This window comes from Microbacterium sp. NPDC090007, assembly GCF_044748345.1.
In the GTDB taxonomy this organism is placed as follows: Bacteria; Actinomycetota; Actinomycetes; order Actinomycetales; family Microbacteriaceae; genus Microbacterium.
The window spans coordinates 305,254-324,419 of sequence record NZ_JBIVFV010000004.1 but is presented as its reverse complement, the minus strand read 5'-3'; the positions used below and the strand labels follow the sequence as shown (position 1 = coordinate 324,419).

At 70.7% G+C, this 19,166-nt stretch carries 20 protein-coding genes; 10 read left to right on the top strand and 10 right to left on the bottom strand.

The features are described from left to right. Positions 1 to 207 precede the first annotated feature (207 nt). Entirely contained in the window at positions 208 to 1,569 is a 1,362-nt protein-coding gene (locus ACIPVB_RS14630) for a PhoH family protein (protein WP_400369837.1), read from the top strand. Between the two features lie 308 nt (positions 1,570 to 1,877). Here ACIPVB_RS14630 and ACIPVB_RS14625 read toward each other — a convergent pair whose 3' ends face one another. The 7 genes from ACIPVB_RS14625 to xseA are packed head-to-tail and all read right to left on the bottom strand — an operon-like array spanning position 1,878 to position 8,306. After that, positions 1,878 to 2,534, bottom strand: coding sequence for a response regulator transcription factor (locus ACIPVB_RS14625; RefSeq protein WP_400369836.1), 657 nt, complete (start codon positions 2,532 to 2,534; stop codon positions 1,878 to 1,880). Then, positions 2,531 to 3,946: an ATP-binding protein gene (locus ACIPVB_RS14620; RefSeq protein WP_400369834.1), complete on the bottom strand. Its 1,416-nt coding sequence runs from the start codon at positions 3,944 to 3,946 to the stop codon at positions 2,531 to 2,533. The genes ACIPVB_RS14625 and ACIPVB_RS14620 overlap by 4 nt, the downstream gene beginning before the upstream one ends. Before the next feature lie 45 nt (positions 3,947 to 3,991). After that, the gene (locus ACIPVB_RS14615; protein ID WP_400369832.1) at positions 3,992 to 5,386 is read right to left on the bottom strand and encodes a class II fumarate hydratase; all 1,395 of its coding nucleotides are present in this window, start codon (positions 5,384 to 5,386) and stop codon (positions 3,992 to 3,994) included. Next, positions 5,383 to 6,078: a carbonic anhydrase gene (locus tag ACIPVB_RS14610; RefSeq protein WP_400369831.1), complete on the bottom strand. Its 696-nt coding sequence runs from the start codon at positions 6,076 to 6,078 to the stop codon at positions 5,383 to 5,385. Before ACIPVB_RS14610 ends, ACIPVB_RS14615 begins: the two co-directional genes overlap by 4 nt. Then, positions 6,075 to 6,707: a DUF4245 family protein gene (locus tag ACIPVB_RS14605; RefSeq protein WP_400369829.1), complete on the bottom strand. Its 633-nt coding sequence runs from the start codon at positions 6,705 to 6,707 to the stop codon at positions 6,075 to 6,077. The genes ACIPVB_RS14610 and ACIPVB_RS14605 overlap by 4 nt, the downstream gene beginning before the upstream one ends. Beyond that, positions 6,707 to 6,937 (bottom strand): exodeoxyribonuclease VII small subunit, encoded by a 231-nt coding sequence (locus ACIPVB_RS14600; protein ID WP_400369827.1) that lies wholly within the window; start codon positions 6,935 to 6,937, stop codon positions 6,707 to 6,709. The genes ACIPVB_RS14605 and ACIPVB_RS14600 overlap by 1 nt, the downstream gene beginning before the upstream one ends. Positions 6,938 to 6,947: 10 nt before the next feature. Further along, complete coding sequence (xseA, locus tag ACIPVB_RS14595) at positions 6,948 to 8,306, bottom strand: exodeoxyribonuclease VII large subunit (protein WP_400369825.1); 1,359 nt, start codon at positions 8,304 to 8,306, stop codon at positions 6,948 to 6,950. Positions 8,307 to 8,424: 118 nt separating this feature from the next. Between xseA and ACIPVB_RS14590 the strand changes: the two genes are divergently transcribed. Genes ACIPVB_RS14590 through ACIPVB_RS14570 form a run of 5 tightly spaced genes read left to right on the top strand, consistent with a single transcriptional unit; the run spans position 8,425 to position 11,878 of the window. Further along, complete coding sequence (locus tag ACIPVB_RS14590) at positions 8,425 to 9,486, top strand: 4-hydroxy-3-methylbut-2-enyl diphosphate reductase (protein ID WP_400369824.1); 1,062 nt, start codon at positions 8,425 to 8,427, stop codon at positions 9,484 to 9,486. After that, on the top strand, positions 9,483 to 10,046 hold the full coding sequence (locus tag ACIPVB_RS14585; RefSeq protein WP_400369823.1) for a DUF6264 family protein: 564 nt from the start codon (positions 9,483 to 9,485) through the stop codon (positions 10,044 to 10,046). Before ACIPVB_RS14590 ends, ACIPVB_RS14585 begins: the two co-directional genes overlap by 4 nt. 55 nt (positions 10,047 to 10,101) lie before the next feature. Then, entirely contained in the window at positions 10,102 to 10,602 is a 501-nt protein-coding gene (locus ACIPVB_RS14580; RefSeq protein WP_400369822.1) for a sigma-70 family RNA polymerase sigma factor, read from the top strand. Further along, complete coding sequence (locus tag ACIPVB_RS14575; protein ID WP_400369820.1) at positions 10,599 to 11,300, top strand: anti-sigma factor family protein; 702 nt, start codon at positions 10,599 to 10,601, stop codon at positions 11,298 to 11,300. Before ACIPVB_RS14580 ends, ACIPVB_RS14575 begins: the two co-directional genes overlap by 4 nt. 32 nt (positions 11,301 to 11,332) lie before the next feature. Next, the gene (locus ACIPVB_RS14570; RefSeq protein WP_400369818.1) at positions 11,333 to 11,878 is read left to right on the top strand and encodes an MOSC domain-containing protein; all 546 of its coding nucleotides are present in this window, start codon (positions 11,333 to 11,335) and stop codon (positions 11,876 to 11,878) included. Positions 11,879 to 11,951: 73 nt separating this feature from the next. On the opposite strand, the gene fbaA is transcribed toward ACIPVB_RS14570, so the two are convergent. After that, positions 11,952 to 12,980: a class II fructose-bisphosphate aldolase gene (gene fbaA / locus ACIPVB_RS14565; RefSeq protein WP_400369816.1), complete on the bottom strand. Its 1,029-nt coding sequence runs from the start codon at positions 12,978 to 12,980 to the stop codon at positions 11,952 to 11,954. Positions 12,981 to 13,159: 179 nt separating this feature from the next. Between fbaA and glpX the strand changes: the two genes are divergently transcribed. Together glpX and ACIPVB_RS14555 are read left to right on the top strand one after the other, a co-directional pair. Beyond that, complete coding sequence (gene glpX / locus ACIPVB_RS14560) at positions 13,160 to 14,149, top strand: class II fructose-bisphosphatase (protein WP_400369814.1); 990 nt, start codon at positions 13,160 to 13,162, stop codon at positions 14,147 to 14,149. Between the two features lie 419 nt (positions 14,150 to 14,568). Then, entirely contained in the window at positions 14,569 to 14,781 is a 213-nt protein-coding gene (locus tag ACIPVB_RS14555; RefSeq protein WP_400369812.1) for a UDP-N-acetylmuramyl pentapeptide phosphotransferase, read from the top strand. 161 nt (positions 14,782 to 14,942) lie between these two features. Here ACIPVB_RS14555 and ACIPVB_RS14550 read toward each other — a convergent pair whose 3' ends face one another. Continuing rightward, positions 14,943 to 16,271 (bottom strand): DNA recombination protein RmuC, encoded by a 1,329-nt coding sequence (locus ACIPVB_RS14550; protein WP_400369811.1) that lies wholly within the window; start codon positions 16,269 to 16,271, stop codon positions 14,943 to 14,945. A gap of 53 nt (positions 16,272 to 16,324) precedes the next feature. Further along, entirely contained in the window at positions 16,325 to 16,918 is a 594-nt protein-coding gene (locus ACIPVB_RS14545; protein ID WP_400369810.1) for a 3'-5' exonuclease, read from the bottom strand. A gap of 333 nt (positions 16,919 to 17,251) precedes the next feature. Between ACIPVB_RS14545 and ACIPVB_RS14540 the strand changes: the two genes are divergently transcribed. Both ACIPVB_RS14540 and ychF read left to right on the top strand, forming a co-directional pair. Next, positions 17,252 to 18,001, top strand: a complete 750-nt coding sequence (locus ACIPVB_RS14540; protein WP_400369808.1) for a class I SAM-dependent methyltransferase — start codon at positions 17,252 to 17,254, stop codon at positions 17,999 to 18,001. Positions 18,002 to 18,040: 39 nt separating this feature from the next. Continuing rightward, the gene (gene ychF / locus ACIPVB_RS14535) at positions 18,041 to 19,114 is read left to right on the top strand and encodes a redox-regulated ATPase YchF (protein WP_400369806.1); all 1,074 of its coding nucleotides are present in this window, start codon (positions 18,041 to 18,043) and stop codon (positions 19,112 to 19,114) included. The last annotated feature ends 52 nt before the right edge of the window (positions 19,115 to 19,166 follow it).

The following is a 19,166-nucleotide window of genomic DNA, read 5'->3' as shown; positions in this document are numbered from 1 at the left end:
AACGATCTCCGGCGGCAGAACCGCGTCAAACCGGTGTTCACCAACTCGTCACATTCGCGGCGTGTTAACGACCCGACTGGTCCCCGCGGCGTCGTACGGTGATCACATCGGACACGGAGTCCGGTCGAGTCGACCTTCGGATCGCGACTCGTGACCCACAGGTCGACTCGTGACAACCGGGTGTTCCACCCGGATCGGGAGTGGGTTGTGACTGCACGAGCACCGTACGACCAGCGTCACGTCGTCGAAAGCACCGAGTCCGCAGCAGACGCCGAGCAGGCCCTGCGCACATATGTCCTGGACACCTCCGTCCTGTTGAGCGATCCGCGGGCGTTCTTCCGTTTCGCGGAGAACTCCGTGGTGATCCCCGTCGTGGTGATCATGGAGCTCGAGGGCAAACGGCACGACCCCGAGATCGGGTACTTCGCCCGCCAGGCCCTCCGTCACCTCGATGAACTCCGTATCGAGCACGGCCGCCTCGACTTCCCCGTTCCGGTCGGCGACGACGGCACGCTCCGCGTCGAGCTGAACAACACCGACCCCCAGGTGCTGCCCTCGGGCATGCGCACCGGCGGAAACGACAGCCGCATCCTCGCGGTCGCGATGAACATCGCCCGCGACGGCGCCGAGGTCACCGTGGTGTCGAAGGATCTGCCCATGCGCGTCAAGGCGGCATCGCTGGGGCTGGCCACCGAGGAGTACCTCGCCGAGCAGGCGATGGACTCCGGCTGGACCGGTATCGCCTCGATCGACCTCTCGGGCGACGAGATCTCCGACCTCTACGAGACCGAGGTGGGCGTCAGCGAGGCCGTCCGGGGCCTGCCGATCAACACCGGGCTCGTCATCCATTCCGAGCGAGGTTCGGCGCTGGGACGCGTCACGGGCAAGGGCGAGTACCGGTTGGTGCGCGGAGACCGCGACGCCTTCGGGCTGCACGGCCGGTCGGCCGAACAGCGCATCGCCCTGGATCTGCTGCTCGACCCCGAGGTGGGCATCGTCTCGCTCGGTGGGCGCGCCGGGACCGGCAAGTCGGCGCTGGCGCTGTGCGCGGCGCTGGAGGCGGTGCTCGAGCGGCAGCAGCAGAAGAAGATCATCGTCTTCCGGCCGCTGTTCGCCGTCGGCGGGCAGGAGCTCGGCTACCTGCCGGGCGACCAGGCCGAGAAGATGGGGCCGTGGGGCCAGGCGGTGTTCGACACCCTCGGTTCGGTCGTGTCGGGCAACGTCCTCGAGGAGGTGCTCGCGCGGGGGCTGCTCGAGGTGCTGCCGCTCACGCACATCCGCGGGCGCTCGCTGCACGACGCGTTCGTCATCGTCGACGAGGCGCAGTCCCTGGAACGCAACGTCCTGCTGACGGTGCTGAGCCGCATCGGACAGAACTCGCGTGTCGTGCTCACTCACGATGTCGGGCAGCGGGACAACCTGCGCGTCGGGCGACACGACGGCGTCGCCTCGGTCATCGAGACGCTGAAGGGTCACGGCCTGTTCGGGCACGTCACCCTGACGCGTTCGGAGCGCTCCGCCATCGCCGCCCTCGTCACCGACCTTCTGGAGGCCGGCGAGCTCTCCTGACGCAGACACGACAGGGCCGGGATGCCGTGGCATCCCGGCCCTGTCGTGGTCCATGGTGAGACCGGGTCCCGTCGCAGGTGGGACTCAGGTGAGAGCTTTCTCATCTTCGGCTCCCCGGGGTCTCACGAAGGGTTGCCAGAATCGTCCTGTCGGCGAGGGAGACCTCGCCACCGCCTCGGCGGTTCCCCCAAGGAAACACAACGAGAACGTCACGCGCAGGTCACCGCTCTTCGGGTGAGTCGGAAGACCACCGGACGCCTCTCCCCAGACCCCCGGTTCCCCCGCCGGGGGTTTTCGGGGTCTGCGCCCTATTCCCAGCGGTACCCGGCGCCGCGCACGGTGGCGATATGAGCGGGGCCGAGCTTCGCACGCAAGTACCGCACGTACACGTCGACCACGTTGGACGAGGGGTCGAAGTCCATTCCCCAGACCCGGCTCAGCAACTGCTCGCGGCTGAGGACTTGCCCCGCATGCCGGATGAACTCCTCGGCCAGGGCGAACTCCCGCGCGCTCAGATCGACCTCGCGACTGCCGACCGTCGCGCGACGCGCGAGGATGTCGAGCGAGACGTCGGCGTGGGCGATCGTCCGCGAGTTCATGGCGACCGGTTCGCGCAGCCGCGAGCGCACGCGCGCGAGCAGTTCGTCGAACTTGAAGGGCTTGGCGACGTAATCGTTCGCCCCGGCGTCGAGGCCGTCCACCGTGTCGCGCGTGCTGGTCCGGGCCGTCAGCATGATGACCGGCAGTGTCGAGCCCTGACCGCGCAGACTCCGCAGCACCTCGAAGCCGTCGAGAGAGGGCAGCCCGACGTCGAGCAGGAGCAGGTCGACATCGCCCGAGAGGGCGCGATCCAGCGCCTCGGCGCCGTCGTCGATCACCAGGGTCTGGTAGCCGGCGGACTCGAGGCCCTTCGCGACGAAGGACGAGATGCGGTCCTCGTCTTCGGCGATGAGGATGCGGGTCATCCGGTGGCCTCTCTCTGCATGACGACGTCCCCGGCGCGCACCGGTGTCGGGAGGTCCCCGGCGGACGCAGCGCCGGTGACGGGAAGGTGCAGCGTGACCGTGGCCCCACCGCCGGGTGTCTCACCCACGGAGCAGTGACCGTCGTGCGCCTTGGCGATGGCATCCACGATCGACAGGCCCAGTCCCGACCCCTCGACCCCGCGGCGTGTGGACAGGCGGTCGAAACGCCGGAACACGCGGTGCCGTGCGGCCGGGGGGATGCCGGGACCGTGGTCGCGTACCCACAGATGGGCGGTCGTGTCGTCGGACGTACTGCCGATCTCGATCGGGCTGCCGTCGGGGGTGTACTTGGCTGCATTGTCGGCCAGCTGCAGCCACGCCTGCACGAGGCGGTCGGCGTCGCCGCGGATGCGCACGCGCGCCCGGCTCTCGACGCTCCACGTGTGTCCGGGGATGGCGCCCGCGAGCTCCACCACGCGATCGGTGAGCGAGCCCACGTCGATGACCGCGGCGGAGAGGGCGCCCGTCTCGACGTCGGCGAGGGCGTCGATGTCCTCGACGAGGCGCGAGAGACGGTCGAGCTCGGCGATGCCCAGCTCGCGGGTGTCGGCCACATCCTGCGGATCGGCGGGGTTCATCATCTCGAGGTGTCCGCGGACGATCGTGATGGGGGTCTTCAACTCGTGACGCACGTCGTCGAGCAATTGCCGCTGCGCGTCCACCGACATCGCGAGACGGTCGAGCATCGAGTTCACCGAGGTGGTGAGGTCGGAGATCTCGTCGTTGCCGTGCGCGCGCAGGCGCGCGCCGAGGTCGTCGATGGTGATGGCGTCGGTGGTGTCGCGCAGGCGGCGCAGCGGGGAGAACAGGCGGCCCGTCACGAACCAGCCCGCCACCCCCACCAGCACGAGCACGCCCAGCGCGGTCGCGGCGTAGGTCACCGTCGACAGGCGGACCAGCTCCATCCGCTGATCGATCGAGATCATCTGGACGACCGTCCCACCGGGGGCCGGGACCGCGGCGAACAGGAGGGGGCCGTGGACGCTGTCGAGGCGCCCGCTGGACCGGCCCTCGCCGATGACGGCGGCCAGGGCGTCGACGAGGCGGGCGTCGTCCGCGAGATCGAGACCGGGCGGCGACGGCGTCACCGCGAGCACCCGCGCGCCGTCGAGGGCGAGGGTGCCGTCGGTACGACCGGGCACGGCCGCGTCGACGAGCTCGACGGCATTCTCATCGCTCTCGGACACGGTCGAGACGAAGCCGTCGAGTTGACGCTCGGCGTTGGCGATCACGCGGTCGCTCTGCACGAGGAAGGTCACGCCCCCGGCCAGGATCATGCCGAGAAGCACGACGCCGAGGATCGCGCCGAGCAGTCGCACGCGCGTCGAGACGGGTCTCGGCGTGCGGCTCATGCTCCGATTATGGCGCGCCTCGGCATCGTGTCCGGCCAGGGGGTGTCAGCCCGCGTGCGTCATCGACAGCAGGTCGAGCTTGGCGTCGAGCACCTCTTCGGTGATCTCACCGCGCTCGACGTAGCCGAGATCGATGACGGCTTCGCGCACGGTGATGCCCTTGGCGACGGAGTGCTTGGCGATCTTGGCCGCGGCCTCGTAGCCGATGACCTTGTTGAGGGGCGTGACGATCGAGGGCGACATCCCCGCGAACGCCTCGGCGCGGGCGACATTGGCCTCGAGCCCGTCGATCGTCTTGTCGGCGAGGACGCGCATCGCGTTGGACAGCAGGCGGATCGACTCCAGCAGCGCCGTTCCCATGACGGGGATCGCGACGTTGAGCTCGAACGACCCCGACGCGCCGGCCCACGCGACGGTGGCGTCGTTGCCGATGACGCGGGCGCACACCATCAGCGCCGCCTCGGGGACGACCGGATTCACCTTGCCCGGCATGATCGAGGAGCCGGGCTGCAGGTCGGGGATGTGCAGTTCGCCGAGGCCCGTGTTGGGTCCCGAACCCATCCAGCGGATGTCGTTGTTGATCTTCGTCAGCGACACCGCGATGGTGCGGAGGGCTCCGGATGCCTCGACGAGACCGTCGCGGTTGGCCTGGGCCTCGAAGTGGTCCTTCGCCTCGGTGATGGGCAGCTCGGTCTCGGCGGCGAGCAGCTCGATGACCTTCTGCGGGAAGCCGAGCGGGGTGTTGATGCCCGTGCCCACGGCGGTGCCGCCGAGAGGGACCTCGCCCACGCGGGGAAGGACGGCCTGCACGCGCTCGATGCCGAGGCGCATCTGGCGGGCGTAGCCGCCGAATTCCTGACCGAGGGTGACGGGGGTGGCATCCATGAGGTGGGTGCGACCCGACTTCACGATGCCCTTCCAGGCGTCCGCCTTGGCCTCGAGCGCCACCGAGAGGTGCTCGAGCGCGGGGATGAGGTCGGTGATGAGGGCCTGGGTCACCGCGATGTGCACCGAGGTGGGGAAGACGTCGTTCGACGACTGCGAGGCGTTGACGTGATCGTTGGGGTGGACCGTCGAGCCGAGGATGCCGGTGGCCAGCGTCGCCAGCACCTCGTTCATGTTCATGTTCGACGAGGTGCCGCTACCGGTCTGGTAGGTGTCGACGGGGAAGTGCGCGTCGTGGGTGCCGGTGACGACCTCGTCGGCGGCCTGCGCGATGGCGTCGGCGATCGCGCCGTCGAGCGTGCCGAGCTCTTTGTTGGCCAGGGCGGCGGCCTTCTTGATGCGCGCGAGGGCGGCGATCTGCGTCGACTCCAGCCCGGTGCCCGAGATCGGGAAGTTCTCGACCGCGCGCTGGGTCTGCGCCGCGTAGAGGGCGTCCTTGGGCACCCGCACCTCACCCATGGTGTCGTGTTCGATGCGGTACTCGATGTCGGTCACGTCGTCGTTCCTCCAGGTTGTTTCGTTCCGTTGTGCGAGACGCGCGGATCGTCCACGTCGCCCACGATGACGACGGGGAAGGCTTCTCCCTCGTCGAGACGGTAGTTGGCGCCCACGACGGCGGTGCGTCCCTCGGCCACGGCTTCGCTGATGAGCTCGGACGCGCGCAGCAGCTCGCCGACGGTGTGCCGCAGGTGCTCGCGACCCACGAGTTCGGGGTCGACTCGTGCGGGCGAGTGGCCGTCGACCGCGTTCTCGCGCTGCACACGGCGCACCGCCGGCACGATGGGCGCGATCTGACGCCAGATGTAGGCGGGGAGGTTCGGGGCGTCGGGGCCGGTGCTGTCGATCGCGGCGCCGACCGCGCCGCACGCGTCGTGGGCGAGGACGACGATGAGCGGCACCTCGAGCACGCCCACGGCGTATTCGAGGCTGCCCAGCACCGAATCGGACACGACCTGGCCGGCGTTGCGCACGACGAAGAGATCGCCGAGGCCCTCGTCGAAGATGATCTCGGCGGCCAGGCGCGAATCGGAGCAGCCGAACAGCGCGGCGGTGGGGTGCTGGGAGCTGGCGAGTTCGGCGCGACGCTCGACGTCCTGACGGGGGTGCGCGGGCTCTCCGGCGATGAAGCGCCGGTTGCCCTCGACCATCTGCTGCCACACCTGACGGGGGGTCATGCGCTCGCTCACGGGACCTCTCTCAGTTGCTCGATCTGCGAGGTGACGGACGCGGCCGCCAGGGCCGCGGTCTCGGGGGCCGCGTCGCCGTAGACGAGGACGTGGTCGGGGCCTGCCGGGGTGGCGAGGGCGTAGTCGATGTTCCCCGTGCCCGAGGGGTTGGACGGGCGGTACACGTTCCAGGTGATGCCGTCGATCTCGGTCGTCTCGGTGCTGCGGGTGCCGTCCAGCACCTGAGCGACCCATGCCTCGTCGGTGTCGAAGCCCTGCGCGACCCGCAGGAACCCGGGCTCGCCCGACCGCACGTAGACCATGGTCCAGGCCTCGACGCCGCCGACACCCTCGGTGCTCGCCTGATTGACGCGCCATCCCTCGCCGAGCGCCGGGGCCAGCACCGGACGGCCGCGGTCCTGGCCGAGTTCTGCGGCCAGGGCGGGGACGTCGGGCTGCGGCTGGGGGACCGGCTCGCCGCGCGGAACGGCGGCGATCACGACGAGCACCACGCCGACCGTCGCGAGCAGGGCGGCGATGAGGTTGCGGAAGGTCTTGCTCGACCGGTACCGCTTGGATGCCTCGGCCTTGCGGTCGGCGGTCTCTTGCGGGGTCTCGGGGCGCCCGAGGTGGGCGACGACGCGGGCCATCAGACGTCGTCTCCATCGCCGCGGGCGGCATCCAGGCGGCGCTTGGCGCCGAGGAGCCATTCTTCGCAGCGGGCGTAGAGCTTCTCGCCGCGCTCCCACAGGGCGAGCGACTCTTCGAGCGTCGGTGCGCCCTGTTCGAGCTCGGCGACGACGCGGACGAGCTCGTCGCGGGCCTGCTCGAACGACAGGGAGGCGACGTCGACGGCAGGGCCGGGGGTCGTCGCGGTCATGGCATCCATTCTAGGCGGCGTCGGTGGGCGCGCCGCCGCCCGTTGCCTCGTCATCGAGCGGACCGGGCGGGGGAGAAGGCGTGCGACCGTGCGGGACGACGTCGGTGATCGCCCCCTCGGAGGTGGCGGCGAGGGTGCCCTGCTCGAGCGTGACCCGGAGCGCCGAGCCCGCGGGGGCATCCGCGGCGTCGCGCAGCACCGCTCCCTCGTCGGACTGGACGATCGCGTACCCGCGGGCGAGGGTGGCCAGCGGCGACAGGGCGCGCAGCCCGGCGCCGAGCTCGCGCGTGCGACGCCGTTCGCTCTCGAGGCGGCGGTCGACGATGTCGCGGCCCCGGTTCGACAGCATCCACAGCTCCTGCGCGCGTGCGGTCAGCATGCTGTGGGGAGTGCGCAACGCCGGGCGGGAACGGAGCTGCTCGAGCTGCGCGATGTCGTGCACGACGCGCTGGGTGAGCCGCCCGGTCAGCCGCGCCCGCAGTTGGGACACCAGCGCCCGCTGCTCGCTCACGTCGGGCACGACGCGTTTCGCGGCGTCGGTGGGGGTGGAGGCGCGCACATCGGCCACCTCGTCGAGCAGAGGGCGGTCGTTCTCGTGCCCGATCGCGCTGACGATCGGGGTGGACGCCGCTGCCACCGCCCGCAGCAGCCGCTCGTCGCTGAACCCGAGAAGCGTCTGCGGGTCGCCGCCGCCGCGCGCGACGACGATGACGTCGACGTCGGGGTCGGCATCCAGGATCTTCAGCGCGGCGATGGTCTCGGGGACGCACCGGTCGCCCTGCACGGCCGCGTGCTGCGTGCGGAAGCGCACCCGCGGCCAGCGCAGCTCGGCGTTGCGGTGCACGTCCTTCTCGGCGTCGGAGTTCTCGCCCGTGATGAGACCGATGCAGTGGGGGAGGAAGGGCAGCTTCTTCTTGCGGACGGGGTCGAAGAGCCCCTCCGACCGCAACTGCACGCGCAGCCGCTCGAGTCGCTCGAGCTGCTCGCCCAGTCCCACGTGGCGCATCGCCGAGATCGCGAACGAGAAGTCGCCCGTGCGGGGGAAGTAGTCGGCCTTGACGCAGGCGACGACGTGATCGCCGACTTTCAGGTCTTTCGGAAGGCGCGCCAGCGTGCTCGACCAGATGCGGAAGGCCACCGTGGATTCGGTGCCGAGGTCCTTCAACCGGCCGAAGACGTTGCCGCCGCGCCTGTTGAACGAGGTGATCTCGCCCTCGACCCACACCGAGCCCCATCTCTCGATGAAGCCGCGGATCGTGTCGTTCAGGCGCGAGACCGAAGTCGGGGCGTCGGTGCGCGAATCGCGAGGGTGCACCGAGTCGGCGGGCGGCGCCTGACCGGGGATGGTCTCGGGCTGGAAGGAGGTCATGTCTCTCGTTCGGGTGCACGCGAGTGTCGCGCGGAGGGGTCGGGGTGGGCGAAGGGGAGTCGGGGGAGCGCGGCGGGGGTTCGGCCGGTGTCCAGGGCCGCCCCGGTAGAATCGAGGAGTGAGCTCACCTGCCGTCCACCTGCCCGTTCCCCGCATCCCGGGTCGTCGCGGACGGCTCCAGGATATCCCCGTCGATGGCCGCAAGAAGGTGCTGCTGGCCGCCCCGCGCGGTTACTGCGCGGGAGTGGACCGAGCGGTCATCGCCGTGGAGAAGGCGTTGGAGCGTTACGGTGCGCCCGTCTACGTACGCAAGCAGATCGTGCACAACATCCACGTCGTGACCGAGCTCGAGAAGAAGGGCGCGATCTTCGTCGAAGAGGTCGACGAGGTCCCGCCCGGGGCTCACGTCGTCTTCAGCGCGCACGGGGTGTCTCCCGCCGTGGTGTCCGCGGCCTCCGACCGGGGCCTGCAGGCGATCGACGCGACCTGCCCGCTGGTGACCAAGGTGCACCGTGAGGCGGTGCGCTTCGCGCGCGACGACTTCGAGATCCTGCTGATCGGCCACGAGGGCCACGAAGAGGTCGAGGGCACCGCCGGCGAGGCTCCCGAGCACGTCACGGTGGTCAATTCCCCCGAGCACGCCGACACCATCGAGGTGCGCGATCCGTCGAAGGTCGTGTGGCTGTCGCAGACCACCCTCTCGGTCGACGAGACGATGGAGACCGTCCGCCGTCTGCGCGAGCGCTTCCCCGAGCTGCAGGACCCGCCCTCCGACGACATCTGCTACGCCACCCAGAACCGTCAGGTCGCGATCAAGAAGGTCGCCGTCGGCGCCGACCTCGTGATCGTCGTCGGCTCGGCGAACTCCTCCAACAGCGTGCGCCTGGTCGAGGTGGCGCTCGAGCACGGCGCCAAGGCCGCCTACCGGGTGGACTACGTCGACGAGGTCAAGCAGGAGTGGCTCGAGGGTGTCGAGACGGTCGGCGTGACCAGCGGCGCCTCGGTGCCCGAGGTGCTCGTGACCGAGGTGCTCGAAGAACTCGCCGGCGCGGGCTACCGCGACGTCGAAGAGGTGCGCACCGCCGAAGAGGACCTCATCTTCTCGCTCCCCAAAGAACTGCGCCAGGATGCCGCGGGCAAGCGCGACAGCCGCGCCCTCGGCGGACGGGGTCGCGCATGAGCGACGACGCGACGCCCGTCGGCCGCCCGCGCCCGCAGTACGGCGAGTACGCCTCGCCCGAGGAGCAGCGGGCCCGCATCCAGCGACCCGAGGTGACCGAGGCGCTGGACGCCGGGGTCGCCCCCCAGCCGTCCGTCGAGCCGACGCCGGCTCCGGCGGCCGGCACGGCCTCTGCCCGTGTGCGCGGACCGCGGTGGGACCGCATCCTCACGTTCGGTCTGCTGGTCTACGGCCTCGTGTCGTCCGTGTCGACCATCGTGCAGCTGCTCGACTTCCCGAACTACGCCGAATCCGCCGCGCGCATCCTGGGCTCCGAGGCCTCGTACACCAACCTGTCCGCCGGTTACGTGTGGGGCGCGGCAGCGGCGCTGGCCTACGGCGTCGGGTGGCTCGTGACGGCCCTGCTCACCTGGCGACGGCTCGGCCGCGGACGGGTGGCGTTCTGGGTCCCGCTCGTCGGCTTCGCCGCGACGGCGGCCATCGCCGCCGTGTGCGTCACCATCGCCCTGACAGCAGACCCGCAGTTCATGTCGGGGCTGCTCGCGGTCGTCCCGAACTGAACCGCGGGGCCCGGCATCCCGTGTCCCCTGTGAACGAGGGAGAGGGGATGCCGCGGTGCGAGACGAACACGCGCAGCTGACGGCGCTCTACGACGCCCACGCGACCCCCGTCTGGCGCTACGTCGTGAGTCTGACCGGCGACCACGCCGGCGCCGACGACGTGGTGCAGGAGACGCTGCTGCGCGCGTGGCGGACCCCGCGCGTGATGAGCGACGACCCGGCGTCGCTGCGGTCGTGGATGTACACCGTCGCGCGCAACATCGTCATCGACGAGGCGCGCAGCGCACGGCGCCGCCACGAGCTCCCCGTCGACGAACTCCCCGAACGCGTCCGCGACGACACCGACGCCCTGTTCGACGCCCTGCTCGTCGAAGAGGCACTCGCCACGCTCACCGTCGACCACCGCGCGGTGATCGTCAGCGCCTACTACGGCGGCCGGAGCGTGGCGCAGACCGCGGAGGAGCTCGGCATCCCGTCCGGGACCGTCAAGTCGCGACTGCACTACGCGGTGCGGGCGCTGCGGCTCGCGCTGCAGGAGAGAGGGGTGACCCGGTGAACGACGATCACGGACGACTGTCGAGCTGGGACGGCGCCTACGTCCTCGGGGCGCTCTCGGCCGCCGATCGCGCGGAGTTCGAGCGGCACCTCGCCGACTGCGACGCGTGCCGGTCGGACGTCGCCGAGCTGGCGCCCACCGCCGGGTTGCTGTCGCGCCTGTCCGCGGAACGCGCGCGTACGGTCGGTGAGCCGACCGCCCCCGCCGAGCCGCCCGCGCCCGACAGGGCTCTGCGCGAGCGGGTCGTGGCCGCCGGTCGGCGTCGGCGCGCGCGACGACGAACCATCTGGGTGCTCGCGGCGTCGGTCGCTCTCGTGGCCATCGCCGTCCCCGGGGCCATCGCCGTGACGAACGCCGTGCAGACGCCCTCGGCGGTGTACGCCCTGGACGACGTCGCGGGAGCCCCGCTCGAAGCGTCGGTCAAGCTCACCTCGGTGCCCTGGGGAACCCGCATCGACCTGGTCTGCCAGTACACGGGAGAGGTGCTGGACGCCCCTCCCGGCGGCTGGCCGTACGCCCTGGCGGTGACCGACGACGCCGGATCCACCAGCGTGTTGTCGACGTGGCGGGCCGGCCCCGGATCGACGACCGAGCTCAGCGCCGGAACCGACCTCGCCGCGGCCGACATCGGCGCCGTCGAGATCCGCACGCTCGAGGGGGACCGCGTGGTGATGCGTCGATCCTTCGACACGCCGTGACGGCGCTCGCCGCGACACCGTAGCATCGTCGGATGCCCCGTCTCGTCGCCGTCTGCGCCGTCCACACCCTTCACCCGGATGCCGGTTCCGTCGGCGTGACCGCGATCGACAAGCGTCCGGTGGACGGTCTCGTCCGCATCGGGCAGTTGGGTGTGCGCGCCGACGTGCAGGCGAGCCGGAAGCACCACGGCGGTCGCGACAAGGCCGTCTACGCCTACGCCGCCGAGGACGCCGCGTTCTGGGAGCAGCAGCTCGGCCGAGAGCTCCCGCCGGGGTGGTTCGGAGAGAACCTGCGCGTCGAGGGCCTCGACGTCAATGCCGCCCGCATCGGCGAGGTGTGGCGCATCGGCGACACCGTCGAGGTCGAGGTCACGATGCCACGGACGCCGTGCGCGACGTTCGCGCGGTGGGTGGGCGGTGCCGCTGCGCGCGGCTGGGTGAAGCGCTTCTCGGACGAGGGACGCCTGGGGGCCTACCTGCGCGTCCGTCGCGCGGGGGACGTGCGGGCCGGGGACGCCGTCGAGGTGCTCTCGTCACCCGCCGGGGCGCAGACGGTCGTGGAGATGTACCGCAGCTGAGTGGCGGGCCCGTGGCATCCGGGAACACGAACGCCCCGGCGCGGGCCGGGGCGTTCGCGGATGATACGGGTCGTCAGCTCTGCGACTGACCGTACGAGCCGAGCTGCTTGGTGGCCTCGACGACGCGCACGGCCATGGCCGACTCGGCGACCTTGCCCCAGGCGCGGGGGTCGTACTGCTTCTTGTTGCCGACCTCGCCGTCGAGCTTGAGCACGCCCTCGTAGTTCGAGAACATGTAGCCCGCGATCGAGCGCGTGAAGGCGTACTGGGTGTCGGTGTCGATGTTCATCTTGACGATACCGTTCGAGACGGCGAGGGCGATCTCTTCGTCGGTCGAGCCGCTGCCGCCGTGGAAGACGAGGTCGAGGGGCTTGGGACCGGTGCCGAACTTCGCCGCGATGCCCTCCTGGATCTCGCCGAGGAGCTCGGGTCGGAGCTTGACGCCGCCGGGCTTGTAGACCCCGTGGACGTTGCCGAAGGTGAGGGCCGAGATGTAGCGGCCGTTCTCGCCCAGGCCGAGGCGCTCGACGGCCTTGGTCACGTCGGCGACGGTGGTGTACAGGGCCTCGTTCGAGCCCTCGTGCTGGACGCCGTCCTCTTCGCCGCCGACCACGCCGACCTCGATCTCGAGGATGGCGTGGATGTTGTTCAGGCGGGGGAGCAGCTCTGCGGCGATGTCGATGTTCTCGTCGAGCGGCACGGCCGAGCCGTCCCACATGTGCGACTGGAAGATCGGGTTGCGGCCCGCCTTGACCTCTTCTTCGGAGGCCTCGAGCAGGGGGATCACGAAATCGGGCAGCGCGTCCTTCGGGCAGTGGTCGGTGTGCAGGGCGACGGTGACCGGGTAGTTCTTGGCGACCTCGGTGACGTACTTCGCGAACGCGAGGGCACCGGTCGCCCGGGCCTTGACGGTGTGGCCCGCGAAGTAGTCGGCACCTCCGGTGGTGACCTGCAGGATGCCGTCGGAACCGGCCTCGGTGAGGCCCTGGAGCACCGAGTTGATGGTCTGCGAGCTCGAGACGTTGATGGCGGGGTACGCGAAGCTGCCGGCCTTGGCGCGGTCCAGCATCTCGGCGTACTGCTCAGGGGTGGCGACGGGCATGGAGCTGCTCCTTGGTCGGTGTCGGGACAACCGTCACTCTAGCGAAGCCGCCGGATCGTGACGGCGCGGGCCCGACAGGAACCGGGTCGTTCTGCTGTGGCGTTAAGAACGCGCATTCCTTCGTTGCACATGCGCTCAAAACCCGCGATTGTCGCCGTGCCGCTGGATACAGTGGCCCCATGGTGAGCCTGACTGCCGACATGAGCCCTTTGCACCCCGACCGCAACCTGGCTCTGGAGTTGGTGAGGGCGACGGAAGCGGCATCCATCCGTGCCGTGCCCTTCATCGGCCGAGGTGACAAAGAGGCCGCCGACGGAGCGGCCGTCGACGCGATGCGCGCGTTCTTCAGCACCGTCGACTTCGACGGCACGATCGTCATCGGCGAGGGCGAGAAGGACAACGCCCCCATGCTCTACAACGGGGAGCGCGTCGGAAGCGGTCGCGGGCCCCGATGCGATGTCGCGGTCGATCCCATCGACGGCACCTCGTTGACCGCCGCCGGTCGTCAGAACGCCCTCTCGGTCATCGCCGTCTCGGACCACGGCACCATGCTCGACGCGTCCTCGGTGTTCTACATGGACAAGCTCGTCACAGGGCCCGCGGGGGTGGGGGTCGTCGACATCCGGCTCCCGATCGGCGAGAACATCCGCCTGCTCGCCAAGGCGCTCGGCAAGCCCGTGGACGAGATCGTCGTGTCGGTGCTGAACCGCCCGCGCCACGAGCAGCTCATCGCCGACATCCGCGAAGCCGGAGCCGGCACGCGCTTGATGAGCGACGGCGACGTCGCCGGTGGCATCAACGCCGCGCGTCACAACGCCCGCACCGACATGTGCGTCGGCATCGGCGGCAGCCCCGAGGGCATCGTGACGGCCTGCGCCATCAAGGCGCTGGGCGGTCACATCCAGGGCGTGCTGGCGCCCCGCACCGACGACGAGAAGCAGAAGGGTCTGGATGCCGGACTCCTCGTCGACGGCACGGTGTACGAAGCCGACGACCTGGTCACGGGCAAGAACACGATCTTCGTCGCCACGGGCGTGACCGACGGGCAGCTGGTCCAGGGCGTCCGTCGCGACGGCGACTTCATCTACACCGAGAGCGTGGTGCTGCGCGGTGCCTCCGGCACGCTGCGCCGGATCTCGTCGGAGCACCTGACGTCGAAGTGGCTGTGACGGGTCGCGCCGGCTGAGCGCCGGTCGGGGCGGGGGACGGCGCGGGGGGCGGCGTGCGCGATGCGCGGCGTGCGCTGTGCGCGTGGGCGTGCGCGTGGGCGTTCGCGTGGGCGTGGGCGTGGGCGTGCGCGTGGGCGTGGGCGTGCGCGTGGGCGTGGGCGTGGGCGTGCGCGTGCGCGTGGGCGTGCGAAGGCCCGGTGAGACTGCACGTGGCTGACATCTCGGTTGCAGGATGTCGCCGACTTGTCAGCCAGATGCAGTCTCGTGGAGGAAACCGGGCGCGCCACACGCGGGCGTGGAGGTCCTGCCGGGCGTGTCGTGACGCAAGCGTGACCGGGTCGGCCGACACCGTCTGGCAGAATCGTCAGAAGTGTCAACGGCGACGCTGTGTTCTTCCGAGACCCGAAGGGGGATCGTCCATGGCTACAGCTCCGACGAATCAGACCGCACCTCAGACAGGTGCTCAGGCGGTCATCGCCAGCGCCGTCGACCCAGCGCGCCGCCCCGACGTGCTGCTGCGCGTCCGGCGGGACGAGGGTCACGAAGTCAGCGCCTGGTGGATGGTGGGTGCCTTCGTCGGCGTCTCGGCAGCCGTGGTCAGCCTTCTGAGCTGGGTTCCCGGCGGGGCCTGAGTTCCGACGACGCTGAGCCGGATGCCCCGAAACGGGCTTACGAGTTGTGTCGTCCGGCCTCGGGCGATCCGTTGACGGAGGTCCGAAGCGCTGCGCGGTGCGGGTGGGCTCCGTTCAGTCGTGCTCGATGATGCCGAGGCGTTGCGCGGTGCGGGTGGGGCTCAGTCTGGCTCGGCGATGCCGAGGCGTTCTCGGACCGGATCGAGATCCGCGCGAGCGGCGATCGGGCGGGAAGGGCCGTCGACGGTCGGGAGGGGGTCGGGCGCGGCGTCGAGGTCGATCATCTCGGACGCCGTCCAGCGGCGGGGCGAGGCCTCGATCGGGGGCGGGGCGGCGACGGCATCCAATTTGGTCTCATCGATGCCCGGGAACTTCCGCGCCGTGACGAGCACCCGCGTCTCGAGCGAACCGGCGAACCGGTTGTAGCTGTCGACGGTCTTCTCGATCGCTCGCCGCAGCTCGTTGGCGTGGCCGGCCAGCACACCGACACGTTCGTACAGTTCGGTGCCGAGCGTGAAGAGCGTTCGTGCCTCGTCGGAGACGTCCTGCTGGGTCCAGGTGAAGGCCACCGTCTTCAGCACGGCCCAGAGGTTGACGGGGGAGGCCAGCGCGACCCGGCGGGTGAACGCGTAGTCGAGCAGCGAGGGATCTTCATCGAGTGCGGAGGCCAGAAGCGACTCACTGGGCAGGAAGCACACGACGAACTCGGGACTGGTCGTGAGGCCGGCCCAGTACGCCTTCTTCGCCAGGGCGTCGACGTGGGCGCGTACGGCGCGCGCGTGCTTCGTCATCAGCGCGGCACGACGGGAGCCCTCGTCGCCGTGCGCGGTCACCGCGATCGCACTGGCCTGGAGGTACGCGTCGAGGGGGACCTTGGCATCCACCGCCAGAGCCTTGCCCCCGGGAAGGCGCACCACCATGTCGGGGCGACCGGCGCCGGCGTCGCTCGAGATCGCGGTCTGCAGGTCGAAATCGACGTGGCGCGTGAGGCCCGCGGCCTCGACCACCCGGCGCAACTGGGTCTCTCCCCAGACACCCCGCGTGGCGCCGGATCGCATCGCCGACGCGAGGGATTCGGTCGTCGCGCGCAGAGCGTCGTCGGCCTCGCGCGACAGGCGCAACTGCTCACCGAGGGCGGAGTACTGCTCGACGCGGTCGCGCTCGAGTCCGTCGACCTTGCGCTGCATGGCGTCGAGCGTCTCGCGCACCGGGTCGAGGGCGCGCAGCACCGTCTGCTCGCGACGCTCGCGCTCCTCGCGCGCCGCCTGATCGGCGCGCGACTGCCCGACGAGCTCGCGGTAGAGCGTCGCCTGGTGCGCGAGCTGGGCCTCGAGCCCCGCGCGCGCCGTCTCGGCCGCCGCCGCCCGGGCCCCGAGGGCCTGCTGGTCGATCGCCGCGCGGGCGGCGACCCGAGCAGTCGCGACGAACCACCCGCCGGCGACGCCGAGCGCCAGGGCGAGGATCACGAGGACGAGGGTGACGGCATCCATGGCATCAGCTTTCCCTAGACCTCCGACATCGCCGGAAAGACGGGCCGGAGAGCTCAGGCGACGGCGCGCTCTGTCGTCTCTGCGGCGATCTGAGAGATGCGCACGCCCAGGTGCGCCGCGAGGGCCTGCACGTCGTCGACGCCGGCACGGCGGGCGCAGTCGATGGTGATCTCGGCGCAGGCGACCGCGTCGGCGAGGGCGTCGTGGTGGGCGAACGGCGAGCATCCTGCTTCGGCGGCCACGAGCGGCAGGCGGTAGGACGCGAGGGCGTAGGTCTTGCGCGACATCTGCACGCTGCAGAGGTAGCGGTACGGGGGGCACTCGTCGCCGGTGGCCGCGCACGCGCGCCGCAGGACCGACATGTCGAATCCCGCGTTGTGCGCCACCAGCACGTCGGATCCCGCGAAGGCGGTGAGCCGGTCGAGCTGGACGCTCCAGGACGGCGCGTCGACGACGTGATGCGGCTGGATGCCGTGGATGCCGACGTTGATCGGCGCGAAGTGGTCATGACCCGGCGGGGGTTTGATGAGCCACGACGCGGTCGCGACCACTCGGCCGTCGCGAACCCGGGCGAGGCCGACGGCGCAGGCGGACGCACCACTGGAGTTCGCCGTTTCGAAATCGATCGCGGTGAAGTCCAGGGCCACGTCTTCACCCTCACCTCTCGCTCGGCGTGTCGTCGCGAGGCGCGCCGAGGTGGTGGCATCCGTCGGCTGTGGGTCGTTCGCCCGCGGGGATGTGCCGGTGGGGTGGGGCGGGGCGACGTGAAGGTGCGGGGTGGTCGGGCGGTGGTGGGGTGCTCGCCCGCGGGGATGTGTCGGTGGGGTGGGGCGGAGCGGCGGAAAGGTGCGGGGTGGTCGGGCGGTGGTGGGGTGCTCGCCCGCGGGGATGTGTCGGTGGGGTGGGGCGGAGCGGCGGAAAGGTGCGGGGGAGCGGGGACGGCGAGGAGCGTGTCGGAGGGGCGGCGTAGGGTCGGGGGCATGACCGATGGGCACAAGTCGACGTCGTTCGGGCAGGCCGCCGCGGCCTACGAATCCGGGCGTCCCGGGTATCCGGCCGAGGCGGTGTCGTGGCTGCTCGAGCCCGTGCGCGAGCAGGGGCGCGCGCTGCGCGTGGCCGACGTAGGGGCCGGAACGGGCAAGCTCACCCGCACGGTCGTCGAGCTCGGCGCCGACGTCGTGGCCGTGGATCCGGATGCCGACATGCTCGCCGCCCTGCGGGCAACGGTGCGGGGCGTGCCCACGTTCGTCGGCCGGGCCGAGGCGCTGCCGCTGCCGGACGCCGGGCTGGACGCCGTCGTGATGGGGCAGGCGTGGCACTGGGTCGACGTGGAGGCGGCTTCCCTCGAGGTGGCCCGGACGCTGCGCAGCGGCGGCGCCCTGGGGCTGGTGTGGAACATCCGCGACGACGAGGTGGACTGGGTGCGTCGCCTGACCGCGGCCATGGGCGGCTCGAACGCCGAGGTGCTGCTGCACACCACCGGGCCCCGGGTGGCCGCCCCCTTCGACGCCCTGGAACACCGCGCCTGGCGGTGGGAGCGCTCGATCACGCTGCCCCAGTTGCGCGACCTGGTGTTCTCGCGCAGCGACGTCATCACGGCGAGCGCCGAGGAGCGTGCCCGTATCGACGCCGCGGTGGACGGGGTCGTGGCATCCGTCCCCGGATTGGCCGACGGAGACCCCGTCGCGCTCCCGTACATCACCCATGCGTTCCGGGCGCGGCGCCCCTGACGCCGTTCGCGACTCGTCAGCCGGGTAACCTGGACTCCCGTGGCTCTTACCATCGGAATCGTCGGCCTTCCCAACGTGGGAAAGTCCACCCTCTTCAACGCCCTGACCAAGAACTCGGTGCTCGCCGCGAACTACCCGTTCGCCACGATCGAGCCCAACGTCGGGGTCGTGAACCTTCCCGATGCCCGGCTGCAGCAGCTCGCCGACGTCTTCCAGAGCGAGCGTCTGGTGCCCGCGGCGGTGTCCTTCGTCGACATCGCCGGCATCGTGCGCGGCGCGAGCGAGGGAGAGGGCCTGGGCAACCAGTTCCTCGCGAACATCCGAGAGGCGGATGCCATCGCCCAGGTCGTCCGCGGTTTCGCCGACGACGACGTGGTCCACGTCGACGGCCAGGTGAATCCGGCCAGCGACATGGAGACCATCAACGCCGAACTGCAGCTCGCCGACCTGCAGACGCTCGAGAAGGCGATCACGCGGTACGAGAAAGAGGTCAAGGGCAAGAAGCTCGACCCCTCGGTGCTCGATGCGGCCACGGCCGCGCAGGATGCCCTGCAGCGCGGCGTGCTGCTGTCGGGCTCCGGTCTGGACCTCACGCCGATCCGCGAACTCGGCCTGCTGACCGCCAAGCCCTTCATCTTCGTCTTCAACGTCGACGAGGCCGTCCTCACCGACCAGGCCAAGAAGGACGAGCTCGCGGCCCTGGTGGCTCCCGCGAAGGCCGTCTTCTTGGATGCCAAGATCGAGTCCGAGCTGATCGACCTCGATCCCAAAGATGCCGCCGAGCTGCTGGCATCCACCGGTCAGGACGAGTCGGGCCTCGACCAACTCGCACGCATCGGCTTCGACACGCTGGGTCTGCAGACCTACCTCACCGCGGGGCCCAAGGAGGCGCGCGCGTGGACGATTCCGCAGGGCGCGAAGGCGCCGCAGGCCGCCGGTGTCATCCACACCGACTTCGAGAAGGGCTTCATCAAGGCCGAGGTCATCTCGTTCGCCGATCTGATCGAGCTCGGCTCGGTGGCCGAGGCCCGTGCGAAGGGCAAGGCCCGCCTCGAGGGCAAGGAATACGTCATGCAGGACGGCGACGTGGTGGAGTTCCGCTTCAACAACTGACGAGCCTGCGCCTCGCGAACGTCACCGCCACCGAGGGCTGAGCGTCACGGGA